Annotated in this window: 9 protein-coding genes; 3 read left to right on the plus strand and 6 right to left on the minus strand. The window is 64.5% G+C overall.

The annotated features are described in order from the left end of the window. The first annotated feature begins 23 nt into the window (after positions 1-23). Positions 24-1,109 (plus strand): dipeptidase, encoded by a 1,086-nt coding sequence (locus tag VT84_RS24150; protein ID WP_082841285.1) that lies wholly within the window; start codon positions 24-26, stop codon positions 1,107-1,109. 92 nt (positions 1,110-1,201) lie between these two features. On the opposite strand, the gene VT84_RS24155 is transcribed toward VT84_RS24150, so the two are convergent. Together VT84_RS24155 and dcd are read right to left on the minus strand one after the other, a co-directional pair. Further along, positions 1,202-6,055 carry an LAGLIDADG family homing endonuclease gene (locus VT84_RS24155; protein ID WP_082841286.1) on the minus strand — a complete coding sequence of 1,618 codons (4,854 nt, stop codon included), beginning with the start codon at positions 6,053-6,055 and terminating at the stop codon, positions 1,202-1,204. Between the two features lie 310 nt (positions 6,056-6,365). Next, the gene (dcd, locus tag VT84_RS24160) at positions 6,366-6,923 is read right to left on the minus strand and encodes a dCTP deaminase (RefSeq protein WP_052552908.1); all 558 of its coding nucleotides are present in this window, start codon (positions 6,921-6,923) and stop codon (positions 6,366-6,368) included. A gap of 175 nt (positions 6,924-7,098) precedes the next feature. Here dcd and VT84_RS24165 point away from each other — a divergent pair, with 175 nt between their 5' ends. Beyond that, positions 7,099-7,992 (plus strand): esterase/lipase family protein, encoded by an 894-nt coding sequence (locus tag VT84_RS24165; protein WP_052552909.1) that lies wholly within the window; start codon positions 7,099-7,101, stop codon positions 7,990-7,992. Between the two features lie 104 nt (positions 7,993-8,096). Here the strand turns inward: VT84_RS24165 and VT84_RS24170 are convergent, their stop codons facing one another. The 4 genes from VT84_RS24170 to VT84_RS24185 form a co-directional block, all read right to left on the minus strand. Further along, on the minus strand, positions 8,097-11,531 hold the full coding sequence (locus tag VT84_RS24170) for a serine/threonine-protein kinase (RefSeq protein WP_082841287.1): 3,435 nt from the start codon (positions 11,529-11,531) through the stop codon (positions 8,097-8,099). A gap of 615 nt (positions 11,532-12,146) precedes the next feature. Then, entirely contained in the window at positions 12,147-14,162 is a 2,016-nt protein-coding gene (locus VT84_RS24175) for a methyl-accepting chemotaxis protein (RefSeq protein WP_082841288.1), read from the minus strand. 66 nt (positions 14,163-14,228) lie between these two features. Beyond that, positions 14,229-14,714 carry a chemotaxis protein CheW gene (locus tag VT84_RS24180; protein WP_082841289.1) on the minus strand — a complete coding sequence of 162 codons (486 nt, stop codon included), beginning with the start codon at positions 14,712-14,714 and terminating at the stop codon, positions 14,229-14,231. A 417-nt stretch (positions 14,715-15,131) separates the two neighbouring features. Further along, positions 15,132-15,410: a hypothetical protein gene (locus VT84_RS24185; RefSeq protein ID WP_052560469.1), complete on the minus strand. Its 279-nt coding sequence runs from the start codon at positions 15,408-15,410 to the stop codon at positions 15,132-15,134. Between the two features lie 513 nt (positions 15,411-15,923). On the opposite strand from VT84_RS24185, the gene VT84_RS24190 reads away from it, so the two are divergent. Continuing rightward, positions 15,924-16,331 carry an EVE domain-containing protein gene (locus tag VT84_RS24190; RefSeq protein WP_052560441.1) on the plus strand — a complete coding sequence of 136 codons (408 nt, stop codon included), beginning with the start codon at positions 15,924-15,926 and terminating at the stop codon, positions 16,329-16,331. The last annotated feature ends 36 nt before the right edge of the window (positions 16,332-16,367 follow it).

Below are 16,367 nucleotides of genomic sequence, written 5' to 3' on the forward strand. Positions count from 1 at the left end.
CCCGACCCTCGCGAGTCCCGCACATGCGTCCGATGATCGATGCCCACCTCGACCTCGCCCTCAACGCCCTCAACTACAACCGCGACCTGTTCCTGAGCGTCCCGAAGCTGCGTGAGGTCGAAAAGGGCTTCACCGACATCAAGGGGCGCGGGCAGGGAACGGTCACGTTCCCCGAACTCAAGCGGTGCCGCGTGCCCGTTTGTGTCGCGACGCTGTTGGCCCGCAGCGGCCCGGACGCGGCAACCCGCTGGGGCTTCAAGCGCGGCGACATCGACTACGCCACGCAGCACATCGCGTACTCTCACGCCTTCGGTTCCCTCGGTTACTACCGGCTCCTGGAAACACAGGGGCACCTGAAGTTCATTCACACCCGCAGCGAGCTAACCGCACACTGGAAAGCGTGGGAAGCGGACCCGAACAACACCCCGCTCGGGATCATCCTGAGCATGGAAGGCGCGGACCCGATCGTGACGCCAGAGCAAGTGGCGCACTGGTTCGGACTGGGTCTGCGTGCGGTCGGCCCGGCGCACTACGGGTTGGGGCAGTACGCCTTCGGCACGGCCGTCGATGGGCCAATGACACCCGCGGGCGTGAAGCTCCTGAAGGAGTTCATGAAAGTCGGGATGATTCTCGACGTGACGCACCTCTCGGACCAATCGTTCTGGACCGCGATGGACGTGTACGACGGGCCAATGCTCGCGAGCCACCACAACTTGCGAGCACTCGTTCCCGGCGACCGGCAACTGACCGACGAGCAGGTGAAGGAACTCATCAAGCGAAACGCGGTGATCGGTTCGGCCTTTGATGCCTGGATGATGTATCCGGGTTGGGTGCGGGGAGAAACGCAACCCGCAGTGGTGGGGTTGGAAGCGATCGTCGACCACATGGACCGGATCTGTCAGTTCGCAGGCAACGCGCGCCACATCGCACTCGGCACCGACCTCGACGGCGGGTTCGGCACCGAACAAACACCGCACGACCTGAACACGATCACCGACGTCCACAAACTGGAAGACATCCTCGCGCGCCGCGGGTACAGTTCGACCGACATCGACGGCATTTTCTACGGAAACTGGCTCCGGTTCTTCGGCTCAGCACTGCCGGCGTAAAACCAAACCGAGTCTCGCTGAAACCTCCAAACCAAGCGAGCCGCAGAGAAATCTCTGCGGCTCGCTTGGTTTCTGCACTTTGCCTATCGCAATTACCCGCAGCCCGTGGTTTCACCGCAGGTATCGCACTTCATACAGGCGCCACTGCGCACGAGCGTCATTTGCTGACAGTTCGAGCACGGGTCGCCCTCGTACCCCTTCAGACGCGCGGCCCGAATCCGCTCCGACTGCGATCCGGCTACCGGCGTGTAGCTGTTCCGCGGCGGGAGCACCGCGGCTCCGTTGGACGCCTTCGAGTGGCCGTTCCCATTGCCGTTCGCGTGCCCGTTGCCGTTCCCGTTCGTGTCACGCGGCGGGGGTGATTGCACCACGTCGCTACCCGACTTGTTGCCCCCGTTGCCGGTCGGCTTCAGGTGCGCCGAGCGCGGGTGGGCGATACCGGACTTCGGCGGGGCCTTCGGATCGACCGTCCGCGTGCTCACCACCTCTTCGTCGCCCTCGAAGTCGTCGTCCTCGTCGTGCAGCGAGTCCCCGCGGAGGTCTTCCGGCAGCACGTGAGCCAAGTCCTTGCGGTCGAGGTATGTGATGGCCAGTTCCCGGAAGATGTAGTCGATGATCGACGTGGACATCTTGATATACGGGTTCCCCTGCACCACCCCGTTCGGCTCGAAGCGCGTGAACAGGAACGCATCAATGTACTCTTCGAGCGGCACCCCGTGCTGGAGCCCGAGCGACACCGCGATGGCGAAGCAGTTCGTCATGCTGCGGAACGCGGCGCCCTCTTTGTGCATATCGATGAAGATCTCGCCGAGCGTCCCGTCCTCGTACTCGCCCGTGCGGATGTACATCTTGTGGCTGCCGATGCGGGCCTTCTGCGTGTACCCCGCGCGGCGGTCCGGGAGCCGGCGCCGCTTCGCGATGTACCGGTGAACGATCCGCTCCGTGATCCGCTCCGCGACTTGTACCTGGGGCGCCTTCGGCTCGGCCTTCTCTGCTTCCGGCGTCACCGACGCGAGCAGCGCGGCCTCGGGCGAATCGGCCACCGAGTTGAGCGGCTGGCTGAGCTTCGAGCCGTCGCGATAGAGCGCGTTGGCCTTGGTCATCAGTTGCCACGAGAGCAGGTACGCCTTCTTCACGTCCTCGACGGTCGCGTCGTGGGGCATGTTGATGGTCTTCGAGATCGCGCCGCTGATGTACGGCTGCGCCGCGGCCATCATGCGGATGTGCGCCTCCCACGACAGGAACCGCTTGCCGATCTTGCCGCACTTGTTGGCACAATCGAACACCGGGTAGTGCTCGGCCTTCAGGTGCGGCGCGCCCTCAATGGTCATCGTGCCGCAGACGTAGGCGTTCGCTTCCGTGACCTGTTGCTTGCTGAAGCCCAAGTGCGAGAGCAGGTCGAACGTCGGGTTGGCGAGAGCCTCGGCCGACACCTTCAACGTGTTCTTGACGAAGTCCTCGCCCAGCGTCCACAAGTTGAACACGAACGGCAGCTCGAACGTGCCGGGGAGTTGTGCTTCGATCTTCTTGAGCACCTCGTCCGTGAACCCCTTCGCCTTGAGAACTGAGGGGTTGATGTGCGGGCACCCGTTGAGCGTGGCTGCCCCGCGGCTGTACCGCACGATGTCCTCGACCTGCCACGGAGCGTAGCCGAGCTTCGCGAGTGCGGGCGGCACCGACTGGTTGATGATTTTGAAGTACCCGCCGCCCGCGAGCTTCTTGAACTTCACCAGCGCGAAGTCCGGCTCGATGCCCGTGGTGTCGCAGTCCATGACCAGGCCGATGGTCCCGGTCGGGGCAATGACCGTGACTTGAGCGTTCCGGTACCCGTGGCGCTCGCCGAGTTCGAGCATCCGGTCGGACTCGCGCCGCGCGGTCGCGAGCATGTCGGCCGGGCAGTACCGGGCGTCGATACCGACCGGGAACACGGTCAGCCCCTCGTACTCCGCGGGGGCGGCGTTGTACGTGGCGCGGCGGTGGTTGCGGATCACCCGCAGCATGTGGTCACGGTTGTCCGCGAACCGCACGAACGGCCCGACCTCCGCGGCCATTTCCGCGCTGGCGGCGTAAGCGCCCGCGTGCATGATCGCGGTGAGCGCGCCGCACTGGGCGCGGCCCTCGGGCGAGTCGTAGGGGATGCCCTGCACCATGAGCAGCGCGCCCAGGTTCGCGTAGCCGAGGCCGAGCGTGCGGAAGTCGTAAGACTTCTGCGCGACGGACGGACTCGGGAACTGCGCCATGTACACGCTGACTTCCAGGATCATCGTCCAGATGCGGACCGCGTGCCGGTACGCCTCGATGTCGAACTTGTTCGCCTTCACGTCGAAGAACGTCGTGAGGTTCAGCGACGCGAGGTTGCACGCCGTGTCGTCGAGGAACAGGTACTCGGAGCAATTGTGAACGGTAATACCGTTGGCAACGAAGTGGTGCGTTACGGGTTCCGTCAGGTCGTACACCGATTCGACGCCCAGGTACTCGAGGCTCTCGACTGGGTCTTCGAGCCGATCGGCGTAGGTCGTGACCTCGCGGTTGAGGCGCGCCAGTTGTTCGCACTTCGGGCTACCGGGAACGAACCCGATCTCACGCTCGAAAACGAGCCGCGAGGTGCGGCTGATTCGCAGGCTGTGGACCTGCTGAACCGGGTACTCTTTGACCCCACCGCGGCCGTCGGGAAGCATCGCCGTCGTCTGCCCAGCCACTCGCCGGTTGGTGTACAGCTTCGCTTTAACACCGAACGACAGAAGTAGCAATTGGACCTGTCTGAGCAGGTCGAGCGAACAACTGTCGAGGCTGATGTACTGTGATTTGGCACCGTACTGGGCTACGGTCCCGTCGGCGGTGAAGAGGCCACGAAGGACACCCGCGAGCGAGGCACGGTCGAGGCGGAAGACGTCGCTGGTGAATTGCTTGGCAGCACTGCCCTCGTTTAACACGGCGAACCGCTTCAGAACGTCCACCACACACCGACTGCCGGTGCCAACGCGCACGGTCGCTTGCGGACTGGTCACATGCGTTTCGCGTGCGCCGCGCCCGTCGACCGCGAACTCGGATCGGTACGAGCGGAGGTCTTCGTGTACCCGCTCCGCAACAGCTTGCTCTTCGGGCGCGAGGGTCACCATCGCGGCTTCCCGCTCACCCATCAAGCACCCGTCACCGACCATTAAGCCGAGGTATTCAGTCAACCGCGAATCGAGTTCCACGAACCCGTGCACCGGGCGCGGGTCGCGCCGGTCCGCGAATACGCCGCGTCCCAACTGCACCACGTCGTCCTTCGTCAACTCGCAGGCCGGTACGTCCCCGCGGTTCACGGTCAACACACGGTGGTCGCCGGTCAACTTAACTTCAAAGCCGGCGCGCGTCCGGAGCCGGTACACGGGCTTCTCACCGGTTTTGAAAGCCGGCTTGATGGAGTGAAGCTCACCATCCGCACCGACAACGGCCGTAGCGCGTTCAAGCAGTTGATCGATCCGGATCAATCCGTCCGCGGTGGCAACCAGAGTGTCTCCCGTCACACACGGGTTACTCGCCCGGATGTCCCCGTCGAGGGGGCACGTGTGCCACTCGTTGATGGTGGTGTGGAACTGCACGCCGGGGTCGGCACAGCTCCACGCGGCGTAAGAGATCTGCTCCCACAAGTCGCGTGCGGGAATCGTCCGCTTGGCCTTCGGCGCGCGGTTCTCCTTCTTGGCCTTCTCCAGTTCCGTGCGCCAGTACAGGTGCCACGGGCCGTTCGTCTCCACGGCCTTCATGAACTCGTTGGGAATGCGCACCGAGTTGTTGCTGTTCTGCCCCGAAACGGTGTAGTACGCCTTGGACGTCCAGTCGGTGTCGTACTCATCAACCTCGATGCTCTTCCACCCCTGGCGTGCGAGTTGCAACACGCGGGCGATGTAGTTTTCGGGCACGAGTGCCGCACGCGCGTCGAGCACCGACTTGCGAAGCCCCGCGTTCTTCGCCGGGTCGTACCGCTCCTCGGCGACCGCGTGGCCGTGAATGGCCTTCATCACCGCATTGAGGTGCTTGTTCAGCAACTTCGAGCCGGTCACGAGGTCCGCGACCTTCAGCTCCTCGGTCACCTTCCAGTTGACGAACTCTTCGATGTCCGGGTGGTCGAGGTCGAGCACGACCATCTTCGCGGCTCTGCGCGTGGTCCCACCGCTCTTGATCGCCCCGGCCGCCCGGTCGCCGATCTTGAGGAAGCTCATCAGCCCCGACGATTTACCGCCGCCAGAAAGAGGTTCGCCCTCACCGCGCAGCGACGAGAAGTTCGACCCGGTGCCGCTGCCGTATTTGAAGATGCGCGCCTCACGGACCCACAGGTCCATGATGCCGCCATCGTTCACGAGATCATCCGAGACGTGCTGGATGAAGCACGCATGCGGCGCGGGCCGCTCGTAAGCGCTCGTGGACCGTTCGAGTTGCCCCGTGAGCGGGTTGACGAAGTGGTGGCCCTGGGGCGGGCCTTCGATGCCGTAGGCCCAGTGCAGCCCGGTGTTGAACCACTGCGGGCTGTTCGGGGCCGCCATCTGCATCGCGAGCATGTGGCAGGTTTCGTCGTAGAACGCCCGCGCGTCGCGTTCAGAGGTGAAGTATCCGCCCTTCCAGCCCCAATACGTCCAGCACCCTGCGAGCCGGTGGAACACCTGGCGCGAGTCCGATTCCCCACCGGTCGGGGTACTTGGTGATTCGGGCGCGCTGCGCTGAATCCACGAAGGCACGTTCTCTTCGACAACGTGCGTGAGGTGCATGGGCACCCCGGCCCGCCGGAAGTATTTTTGCGCGAGGATGTCGACCGCGACTTGCGACCACTTCGCGGGCACCATCACGTCGTTCATCTCGAACACGACCGACCCGTTGGGGTTGCGGATCGTGGAGCTCCGGGGGGCGAACTCGATGCCGGCGAACGGATCTTGACCCTCGCGGGTAAATTTGCGGGTGATCTGCATATCTGGGTCCGGCAAGATTATTGAGCGAAAAAGATCGGCCCGTCCGTGAACCGGTCTTCATGATCGCGTCGCCTGCACTTGATCGGCAGACGAAGTCACCGAGGCACCGCCAAGATTTGTCGCGCGATCCAGGGCGCCCAATGCGCCTCCGGAACAACCGCTACAAACCCCCAAAACCATTCTACAGCAATTGTGAACACTATTCCACTATCCGCTACGCGGTCAAAACTGGCGCATTCCGAACTGACCATAAAACGAGCGCGGCGAGCACCTAAACGGATACTCGCCGCGCTCACAGAATTACGCGATCTCAGTTGCCCGTGCCCGGCACAAACGGGAGCGTTAAACCCGTTTGGTCCTGGTACTTACCCTTCTTGTCCGCGTAGCTCGTGTGGCAGACCGCCTCGCCCTTGTAGAAGAGGATCTGCGCGATGCCCTCGTTCGCGTAGATCTTGGCAGGAAGCGGAGTTGTGTTGCTGATCTCGATCGTGATCCGCCCGCGCCACTCGGGCTCCAGCGGCGTTACGTTCACAATGATCCCGCACCGCGCGTAAGTGCTTTTCCCCAAACACACGCAGAGGATGTCGCGCGGGATTTCGAGGTACTCGACCGTTTCCGCGAGCGCGAAGCTGTTCGGCGGAATAATGCAGAAATCCGCGTCGACATCGACGAACGATTTCGGGTCGAAGTTCTTGGGATCGACCGTGCTGCCCCACACATTGGTGAAGACTTTAAACCGCCGGTCCACTCGCACGTCGTAACCGTAACTCGTTACGCCGTAAGAGATGATGCCGGGTCGGTGTTGTTGCGGAGCGAAGGGCACGATCTTCACGTCGCGCTCGATCATCCAATCGGGTAGCACGCCCATCCCTTCCTCCACAACGGGTCCATTCGATTATCGGCTACTTTCGCGGTCGAGATACAAGCAAACGCGCAAGAACCGCGCACTGGAGCCGATCCAGTCAAAACTGCGGTAGCGGTGTCGATGGCCGAGCCGATACAACAGACACGCACACACACGACCGTCGACAGCGAGGACCGCGATGACGTCCACCCTGTTCGCGATTGCTTTAATCACGTCCGCACCCGTTCCTATTCCAGAGCCGTCTACCGAACTCTGGCAGGTCGCGCCCGGAACGAGCGCGAAGGTGTGGACCGTGACCGACAAACCGAGCGAGAAAAAACGGGCGCTGGTGCTGATCCCCGGGTTGCATGTTCACCCGCTGCGCCCGGCCAAAGCGACCAAGCCGGAACTTCGAGACTGGCAGCAACCCAAAAGCGAACTCGTGAAGGCGCTGGCGAAAGACTTCGACGTCTTCGCCTTCGGCTACTCTCAAACGATCAGCGCGGACGAAGTGGCTCAAGGCCCTGGGCTGCGCGACACGGTCGCGAACCTGCGCAAGTCCGGGTACACCGAAATCGTTCTGGTCGGGCACTCGGCTGGTGGCGTCATCGGGCGTCAATTCGTCGAACAGAACCCCGACGCGGGCGTGACGCGACTGATCGCGATCGCCGCACCGTTCGCGGGCGCGGAGGCCGCCACCTTAAATGTCGGCTACCCGAAGGTTCAGGCGCCGTTCGTGAAGTCGCTCGCGCCCGAAGCGCGGAAAGAAGCCATGCGGGGGAACAAGTTCGCCCTCAACGCGGACACCGAGTTCGCGTGCGTGGTGTGTCGACTCAAGCGCGGGGACACGGACGGCGTGGTACTCGTGCGCAGCCAGTGGCCCGAAGACCTTCAGCAGCTCGGCATCCCGGCCGTGATCGCGCCGGTCAGCCATTTCGACGCAATGGACAACGCCACGACCGCGAAAACGATTCTTGAACTCGCGAAGGGGAAGCTGACCCGCTGGTCAACAGAGGAAGTGGATACCGCACGCAAGATCCTGTTCGCTGAGCAGCCAGCCCGCTCGAACTTCCTCCGGCGCCAGGCAAAATAACAAGAGAACTCGCCCGGAAAATCCGGTGAAACACGAAAGCCTCTAGAGCGCTTGTAAGCGCAACGTTTACAGCGAGAGAGCCGAGCGCAAACGATTACTGCTGCTTAATCACAACGAACGGCGCGTGGGGGCGGAGCGACGGACGGGTACTTGGCCCGCTCGGTTCGCCACCTGGCGAGTTCGGCGGGTTGGTTCGTCGCGGTGCACAGTTCGATTAGTCGGTCTACCGCATCCGGCAGAAGGGCCTTTTGGGAACCGGGGATTTTATCGGCCCGCGCGCGAAGCCCCTCGTACCCCCCGGCGAGAAGCGGGGCCGCCTTGTCGAACTGCTTCCGCCCCACTGCGACCGCGCCGAGCAGGGACTTGGTTTGAAACGTCCGCCAGTCGTCCGGTAACTTCTTTTCGCGGATCGTCAGGCACTCGCGCAGAACTGTCTCGGCCTCCGGGAACTTGCGCGCGACGAGAAGGGCCTCGCCCAACCCGGCGAGCGTCCGCGCCAGGTTCGGGTCGTCGGGCTTCAGGAGAGGGCGCGTGGCCGCGAGCAGGTCGCGGTACGTCGCGGCCGCGCGATCGAGTTGGTTGTCCTTCAGGTACGCGGCCCCCAAGTACTGTGTCACCGTTTGCGTGTCCGGGGCGACCGCCCCGAACCTCTTCTGGAACGCGGTGGCGACCTGTTCGTGGAGGCGCACCGCGTCTCCCGTGCGCCCCACCGAGCCGTATGCAAGTGCCAGGTTCGCCATTGTGACCAACAGGTCGCGGTGATCCGGATCGAGCTTGGCCTTTTGAACGACCAGTAGTTGTTCGAGTAGCGGGATCGCGTCGACCGCGCGCCCCGCCGTGTCGTATGCGGACGCGAGCTGTGCGGTCGTCCGCTGCACCCCGGTGTCGTCTTCGGGGCCGACTTTTTTCCGCGCGGCGAGGGCCCGTTCGAGTACCGGGATCGCTTCGTCTAGTTTGCCGGCGACCCGGAGGGCCACGCCGAGGTCGTGGGTCGCGGTGAGTGTCGTTTTGTGCATCGGCCCGAGTTTCGTGGTCGCGAGGTCCACCACTTCGCGGAGCAGTGTGAGCGCGTCCGCGGGCCGGTTCAAGTAGCTGTAGGTCATGGCCAGGTCCTGCATGGCCGTGAGTACGGCCCCGGTGTTCGGTTCCTTGGCGCGTTTCGCGCGCTTCAGCGCCTCCTCGCTCACGGGCAGCGCGTCGGGCGCCCGGCCGAACTGGTAGCAGGTCTGGGCCAGTTTGCTCATCACGTCGAGCGTCCGGTGGTGGGTCGGGCCGAACTTGTCCTCGATCCGGATCAGCGTTTCGCGCTGCAGGTCAATGGCCTTGGCCGTGTTCCCGGACTCGGCGTAGGCCCGGCCCAGGAAGTTCACGGCCAGGAGCGTATCGGGGTGGTCGAAGCCCTTGTTCGTCCTCATGAGGGTCACGGCCTCTTCGTGCAGCGTCACCGCGTCGCCCGTCCGACCCACCGCCTGGTACAGCATCGCCAGGTTCGTGACCGAGTTGATGAACTCGACGTGGTCCGGAGCCCACGCCTTCCGCATCCCGGCCAGTGCCTGTTCCGCGAGCGGGATCGCGTCGCCCAACCGATTGGCGCTCCAGTACCGGCCGGCGAGTTGGGTCATCGTCATCAGGGTGTCGGGGTGCTCCGGCCCGAGCACCGACCGGCGCCGCGCGAGCAAATCCTCGCTCACCCGAACGGCCTCGTCGATCCGGTCCGATTGCCCCAGCGCGAACGCCAGTCGGTGCATCACGTCGAGCGCGGCGGGGGCGTTCGGCCCGAGCTCCTTCTGGTAGTCGGCCAGGGCCTTTTCCTGTATCGCGGCCGCGCGGTCCGGCAACCCGAGTCCGAAGAACGTTTGGCCCAGCGCGTCCCGGAGCCGGGCGCGCGCGAGGGCGGCCATGTCTTTGTCCCGGTCAAGTTGTGACGCGGCCCGCTCGAGGAGGTCGACGACCTTGAGCTGGCGCCCGTCCTCGGCCGGGTCCGGCTTGCGGAACGCATTCACGAGATAGTCGGAAGTAGCGGTCGCTTGCTTTTGGGCCGTTTCCGCCTTCGCTTGCGCGTGTTTTGAATCGGCGAGCGCCCGTTCGGTTTCTTTCTGTGACCGCTCGGCCTCTTCCCGCGATTGTTCGGCCTGCGCGAGCCGCTCTCGGGCCAGGCCCTCGGCCCCCAGCGCGCGCCGCAACCCCCAGGAGGTGCCGACGATGCCGCACACGAGCGCGAGAAAAACCAGCGCGCCCGCGGCGACGGGGCCGCGGTTCCGGCGCGCGAACTTCCGCGCCTTGTACCACCGGGTCGGCGGGCGCGCCTCGACCGGTTCGTCGGCCAGGTACCGCTCGACGTCGCGCGCCAGGCCCCCGACACTGTCGTAGCGCCGGTCGCGGTCCTTCTCCAGCGCCCGCATCACCACCCAGTCGAGTTCCCCGCGCAGCGCCTGCACCAGTTCGGCCGGGCCGGTGCTGCGGTTGGCCGCGATGAGCGGTCGGGCGTCGGCCGTGCTCAGCTTCGTGCTCGGGCGCGGCGGCTCGACCTCCCGAACCATTCTCAGCGCTTCCAGGATCGTCGCCCGCTTGAGCTGCTGGGCGTCGATCGGGAGCAACCCGATCAGCAACTCGTAGAGCACCACCCCGAGCGCGTACACGTCGGTCCGCGTGTCGACGTCGACCGCGAGCGGGTCGGCCTGTTCGGGGGACATGTACGCGGGCGTGCCCACGACGGCGCCGAAATCCCGGATGCTCTGGTCCGTCAGCTTCAGCTCGGTCGCCTTGGCCACGCCGAAGTCGATGACCTTCGGGGTCGGGCGCCCATCAACCTCGGTAACGAGGATGTTGCCCGGCTTCAGGTCGCGGTGGATGATCCCCTTCTGGTGCGCGTGCTGCACGGCCCGGCACACCGAGACGAACAGTTCGAGGCGGGCGCCCACCGGGAGCCGGTGCCGGTCGCAGTACGCGGTGACCGGCACCCCGCGCACCAGTTCCATGACGAAGAACGGCTGCCCCGCGCTCGTGGTGCCCCCATCGTACACGCGGGCGATGTTCGGGTGGTCCATCAGGGCCAGCGCCTGGCGCTCGGCGTCGAACCGGGCCAGCACGTCCTTCGAGTCCGCTCCGACCTTGATGAGTTTGAGCGCGACTTGCCGCTTAACGGGATCGGTCTGGTCGGCGAGGTAAACGGTCCCCATCCCGCCCGTGCCGATGACCTCGACGAGCGCGTACCGGTCGGCGACGACGGTCCCGATGCGCTCACTCATTTGGGGGACCGGTGCGGGGGCCGCGGAGATCAATGTGTCCTCGGCCGAAACCGCGGGCACGTGCCGCGAGTGCGCGCCGGCCGGAGACACGACCGTCGCGGACGGGTTCGAGGGTGGAAGAAGGGTTCCGTCGGTGTCGATGGCACTCCCGGATTCGTCCGGCGCGCGGAGCAGGGCCTCGACGCGCGCCCGGAGTTCCGTGTCGCCCGCGCACGCCTCGTCGAGGTACGCGGCCCGGGCCTCGGGATCGGGCCGTTCCGACGCCGAAAGGAAGATCTGCCGCTCGGTCATTTGAGGGTTCCACCGGAATATCGCCCGAGAGTCCGTCCGGAAGAAGGATATCCGGGTAGGCGTGTCCCATCAACGAACCGGGCCTTTGATAAACCCGGAGTGCATGATTCGTTTCGCGAATTTAAATAGGCAGAGATGGATAGGTTGGCGGTCTCGCGCTGGCGTTGTGCCCGGCTTCGTGCCCTAATCCAGAGTGACAAAGCCACCAGAATCGTCGCTCGTCACGTTGGCTCATTCCGGGGGCAGAACCACGTTGGTCCCGATCGGGTGAGACAGCTCGAGCGCCCCTTCGCCACGGCTGCGCTCGCCCGCGAGTAGATCACGTACCCGAGGAGCTGGCCGCCGAGCTCGTGCCGAAAGTTGGAAGCCACGGACCGCTTGTCACCTGTTGCGGGCCGATGTGTTCGGCCCGCAACAGGTGACAAGCGTAACGAACGGACCCGATCGTTACGCCCGTGTGATGCGCGAGCACGGGCGCTCTGCTGCGCGGGTCCGCGCCAAGCCGTGGGGGAGCGGCAGCCAAAAGACGCGACCCGCGGATGATCCGCGGGTCGCCGTATTTCGCGGTCCCGTTGCGCTCGTATTGGGTGACTGCTCGATTCGCTCGCCCCACGTTTAGAACTCGGTGAACCCACCGTCACCGCCGAGCTGATCGAGTTCGTGCTTGTGCCCGTTGCCGTTGGAGTGGCCGCTCTTCAGTGCCTTGGCCACCGCGGGCCGGGGTTTGGGCGCCGGGGCTTTGCTCCGGTGCGCGGGGCGCGGGACGGAGCGCCCGTTCTCGCTGAGTTTGAACCGGGCGACGAGGTCGCGGAGCTGGGCCGCCTGGTCCGTGAGGGTTTGAGCGGTCGCCGACATCTCTTCGGTCTGTGAGGCGTTCTTCTGGGTCACGGAGTCCATCTGGGTCACGGCCTTGTTGACCTGCTCGATGCCCGTGGACTGCTCCTTGCCCGCGGCCGCGATCTCGGTGATGAGGTCGGTCACGCGCTTCACGCTCGTCACGATCTCGCCCAGCGTGGAACCGGACTGGTTCACGAGTTCGGTGCCCGCTTCCACCTTCTTGACCGAGTCCTCGATCAGCGACTTGATCTCTTTCGCGGCCGTGGCCGAACGTTGGGCCAGGTTGCGCACTTCCGACGCCACCACCGCGAACCCGCGCCCTTGCTCCCCGGCTCGTGCGGCTTCCACGGCGGCGTTGAGTGCGAGCAGGTTGGTCTGGAACGCGATCTCGTCGATGGTCGTGATGATGTCCGCGATCTTCTTCGACGACTGGTTGATCTCGCTCATCGCCTCGACCGCGTTGCCCACCACTTTACCGCCGCGCTCGGCCACGTCCTTGGAGGTGCTGGCGAGTTGCCGGGCCTGCTGCGCGCTGTCGGAGTTCTGGCGCACGGTCGCGGTGATCTCTTCGAGCGTGCTGGCGGTTTCTTCGAGGCTCGAGGCCTGTTCCTGGGCGCCGGTCGAGATCTCGTCGCTGGCCGCGGACAGTTGGCCCGAGGCGTCGGCGAGCTGCTCGGACACCTCGCGCACGCCCTCCAGCGCAGCGCGCATTGAGGTGACCGCTTTGTTGAGCGACGACGCCATTTGGCCCACCTCGTCGGTGCCCAGGTTCGGAACCTCCTGGGTGAAGTCCCCGGCGGCCAGTGCGTTGACCGAAACCGTGACGGCCGCGACCTTGCGCTGGAGCTCGGTCGCGCGGGCCAGTTCCTGCTCGGCACGGGCGCGCGTGTCGGCGGCCTCGCGCTCGGCGCGCTCGCGCGTTTCTGCGGCCTCGCGCTCGGCCCGCTGGCGGTCCTTTTCGATCTGGTCCTTCTCCGCTTCTTTGGCCGCCACGAGCGCACCGATCGCGGTGTTCAGTGCCACCGCCATGCGCCCGACCTCGTCCTGCGACTGCACCTCGGCCCGCTTGGTGAGATCCCCCTTGGCCACGCCCTCGAGGACGGTTACCGTCTGTCCGAGCGGGCCGGTGACCGACGCCGCAATGGTCAGCCCGAGCCCGATGGCGGCAGCGACGCACGCGGCGATGGTCGCGAACAGAGTGAACCGTGCGGACGCATACGTGCTGTTGGCCTGCTTGTCTTCGTCCCTGGCAATTTCTGCTTGGTTTGCGAAGACGTCTTGAAGCAGATCGTTCAACCGGTTGGCCGTTTTCAGTTCGCGGATGGTCGCGTCCTCGGCCTTCTCGAACTCGCGCCGGTCCACGTGGCTGAGAATCTCTTCGTGATCGCGCTTCCAGTCGGCGATCGCGCTCGTGGTGTCTTTCCAGAGTGCCGCTTCCTTCCCGACCAGGGGGGTCGCTTCATACGCCTTAATCCCTTCGGCGATCATCTTCCACCCGTTGTCCATGTTGTCCCGCGTCATTTGGATGACTCTCTCGTCGTTCCGCTTCACGACGACGATCAGCGTTCGCTCCCCGCGCTGGATCCGGAGCGCCCCGGCGCGGACCTTGTCGAGGGCGAGGGCGGAGGGGACGAGGTTGGTGCCGGCGTTCACCTGGAACACCCGGAGTTCGCCGAGCGCGCTCAGGGCCGTGTACCCGAGGAACGCGCACCCGCAGGCGACGAGGAGGAACCCGGCGATCAACCGCGGGCCGATGCGGACTTTCAAGAACAAGGCGAGAAGGGACTGGGGCATGGCAGCGTGTCCTAATTACGTAAGTGCGTTAGATCGGGCAATGGCCGTGGATCGGGTGAGTGTCGGTTAGGCGGTGAGCGCCGGCTCGGTCGCGTTCCCAACGAGTCGATCGATGTTGAGCAGGGACACGAGGCGCTCGCCGGTGCGCGCGATCCCGGTGAGGAACGAGACGTCCACGCCCGCGCCCAAATCGGGCGTCGGAACGATCACCTCGGGCTTCACGTTGAGCACGTCGGACACGGCGTCCACGACCAGGCCCACGATCTTGGTGCCCACGGTGACGACGATGATGACCGTGAACACGGTGTACTCGGCCTCGCGCAGCCCGAGCCGGGCGCGCAGGTCGATGATCGGGACCACGGCCCCGCGCAGGTTCATGACGCCCTTGATCTCGTGGGGCGTGTTGGGCAGCGGGGTGATCTTCGAGTACCCCTTGATCTCCTGCACGCGCAGGATCTCCAGCCCGTACTCCTCGTCCCCCAAACGGAACGCCAGGAACTGGTTCCCGTCGGCCACGAGCTCGGTCGCCTCGTTCGTATCGGGTGCACTCACAACTAACCTCTCTTCGGTACGGGTGAGGAACCACAACTTCGCCAGTTCAGAGCCGGGCCAAGCACACAAGTACCAAGCCCCGCGATACTTTCGCCTCAACTACCCATCCGACGGCAACAGCGAGACAATTGAGTATCGTGACTCAAGCGAAGAGTTTGCCTGACAACCCTAGCACACGGTGTGAAAAAGCGTACTGTTTGCACACACTTGATTTAGATCGATGGTGATTGGCCAAAATTTGAACAGCCCACTCCGGGCGTCCTACGAGACGGGGAATACGTCCAACTGAGCGGGGGGGGTACCGGAGAGGCGCCGCGGCAGCCCCTGCGCCTCGGAGAAGCCTGTAAGCCCGCTTTGGCGCGAGGGTTAAGTGGCAAGGCACAGTCCAAATGGGGCGCCGAGAAGAACTCGTCCCGATTACGCGCTGAGATCAAACAAATCGGCGAGGCAGAGGGCGATTTCGTCAAAACCGAGTACAGGTGCTAGTCCTGTACGCACAAGTGGTGGGAACGTATCCTGGCACCGCCCGAACAGAAACGGGCGGACACAGCAGCGTGAAGTCACGCGGAACGCCGGCGAAAAGGTCACCAAGACCGTGGCCATCGCCGCCTGAACCACAGCCACGACCTCTCCGGCCTCGGGGCCGAACGCGGTGAACCCGGGATCTTTTCCGTCCTTCTCGGCCAGCACCTTCATGAACCCTCGCGTCTCAGAAACGATGTGGGTCCACGGGGCGCGGGCCGAATGTTGCGATGGATCTCCGGAGCCTCATGCGTAGCCGTGCCGTCGACGGTGCGATAATGTTGAGTAACGTGGAAGGTAGCAGAGGAGCAGGCCCGTACTCAGCGTTGAAGTTGGAATTCTCACTTTGGGTGTGGAACGCATTAAGAGTTCGATGCAGACGCGCGAACTTCGGGACTGTTGTAAGAGCCAAGGGCACTAACTTACCGTGGCCCCAACACAGCGAGCCAGCCGGGTGGTTGTGTGGAGTTTGTAGACGGGTGGGCTTCTCCCAGGAACGCCCGAGAATTAGCAAAACCGCCCTCGCTCGGGTAGATTTGGTCGCGCACGAACCGCGGGCGCACAAGCGATAAAATAACGACGTGGCCCCGGCACTCGTGGTGCAAAACAGAGAAGCAAACAGCCGGGACCACGCCGCACCATTCTACGCACGCAGACACCTGTTTTGTTCGCCGAGGCGCTCGTTTCATGGCACACTGGCTGTTCAAAGAAGAACCCGAAACGTACAGCTTCGCGGACCTCGAACGCGACGGCTCCACCACTTGGACCGGCGTGACGAACGCGCTCGCACAAAAGCACCTGCGCACCGTAAAAAAGGGTGACCTCGTCTTCTTCTACGCCACTGGCAAACTGAAGTCCGTTGTAGGCGTGATGGAAGTAGCGGCCGACCCGACCCCGGACCCCACGGACACAACAGGCAAGTGCGTCGCGGTCACGGTCAAGCCGCTCCGCCAACTTGCGGCGCCCGTGTCGCTGGCCACGATCAAAGCCGACAAAGCGTTCGCGTCGTGGGAACTGGTGAAGCAGGCGCGCCTTTCCGTGATGCCCGTTCCGGATGATCTGTGGGCGCGGATCGAAGCGCTCGGTGCCGAATAACGGCGCGCCCGCGGAAGCGCTCATCCCGTCCTTTCC

The sequence above is a fragment of the Gemmata sp. SH-PL17 genome (assembly GCF_001610855.1).
GTDB lineage: Bacteria > Planctomycetota > Planctomycetia > Gemmatales > Gemmataceae > Gemmata > Gemmata massiliana.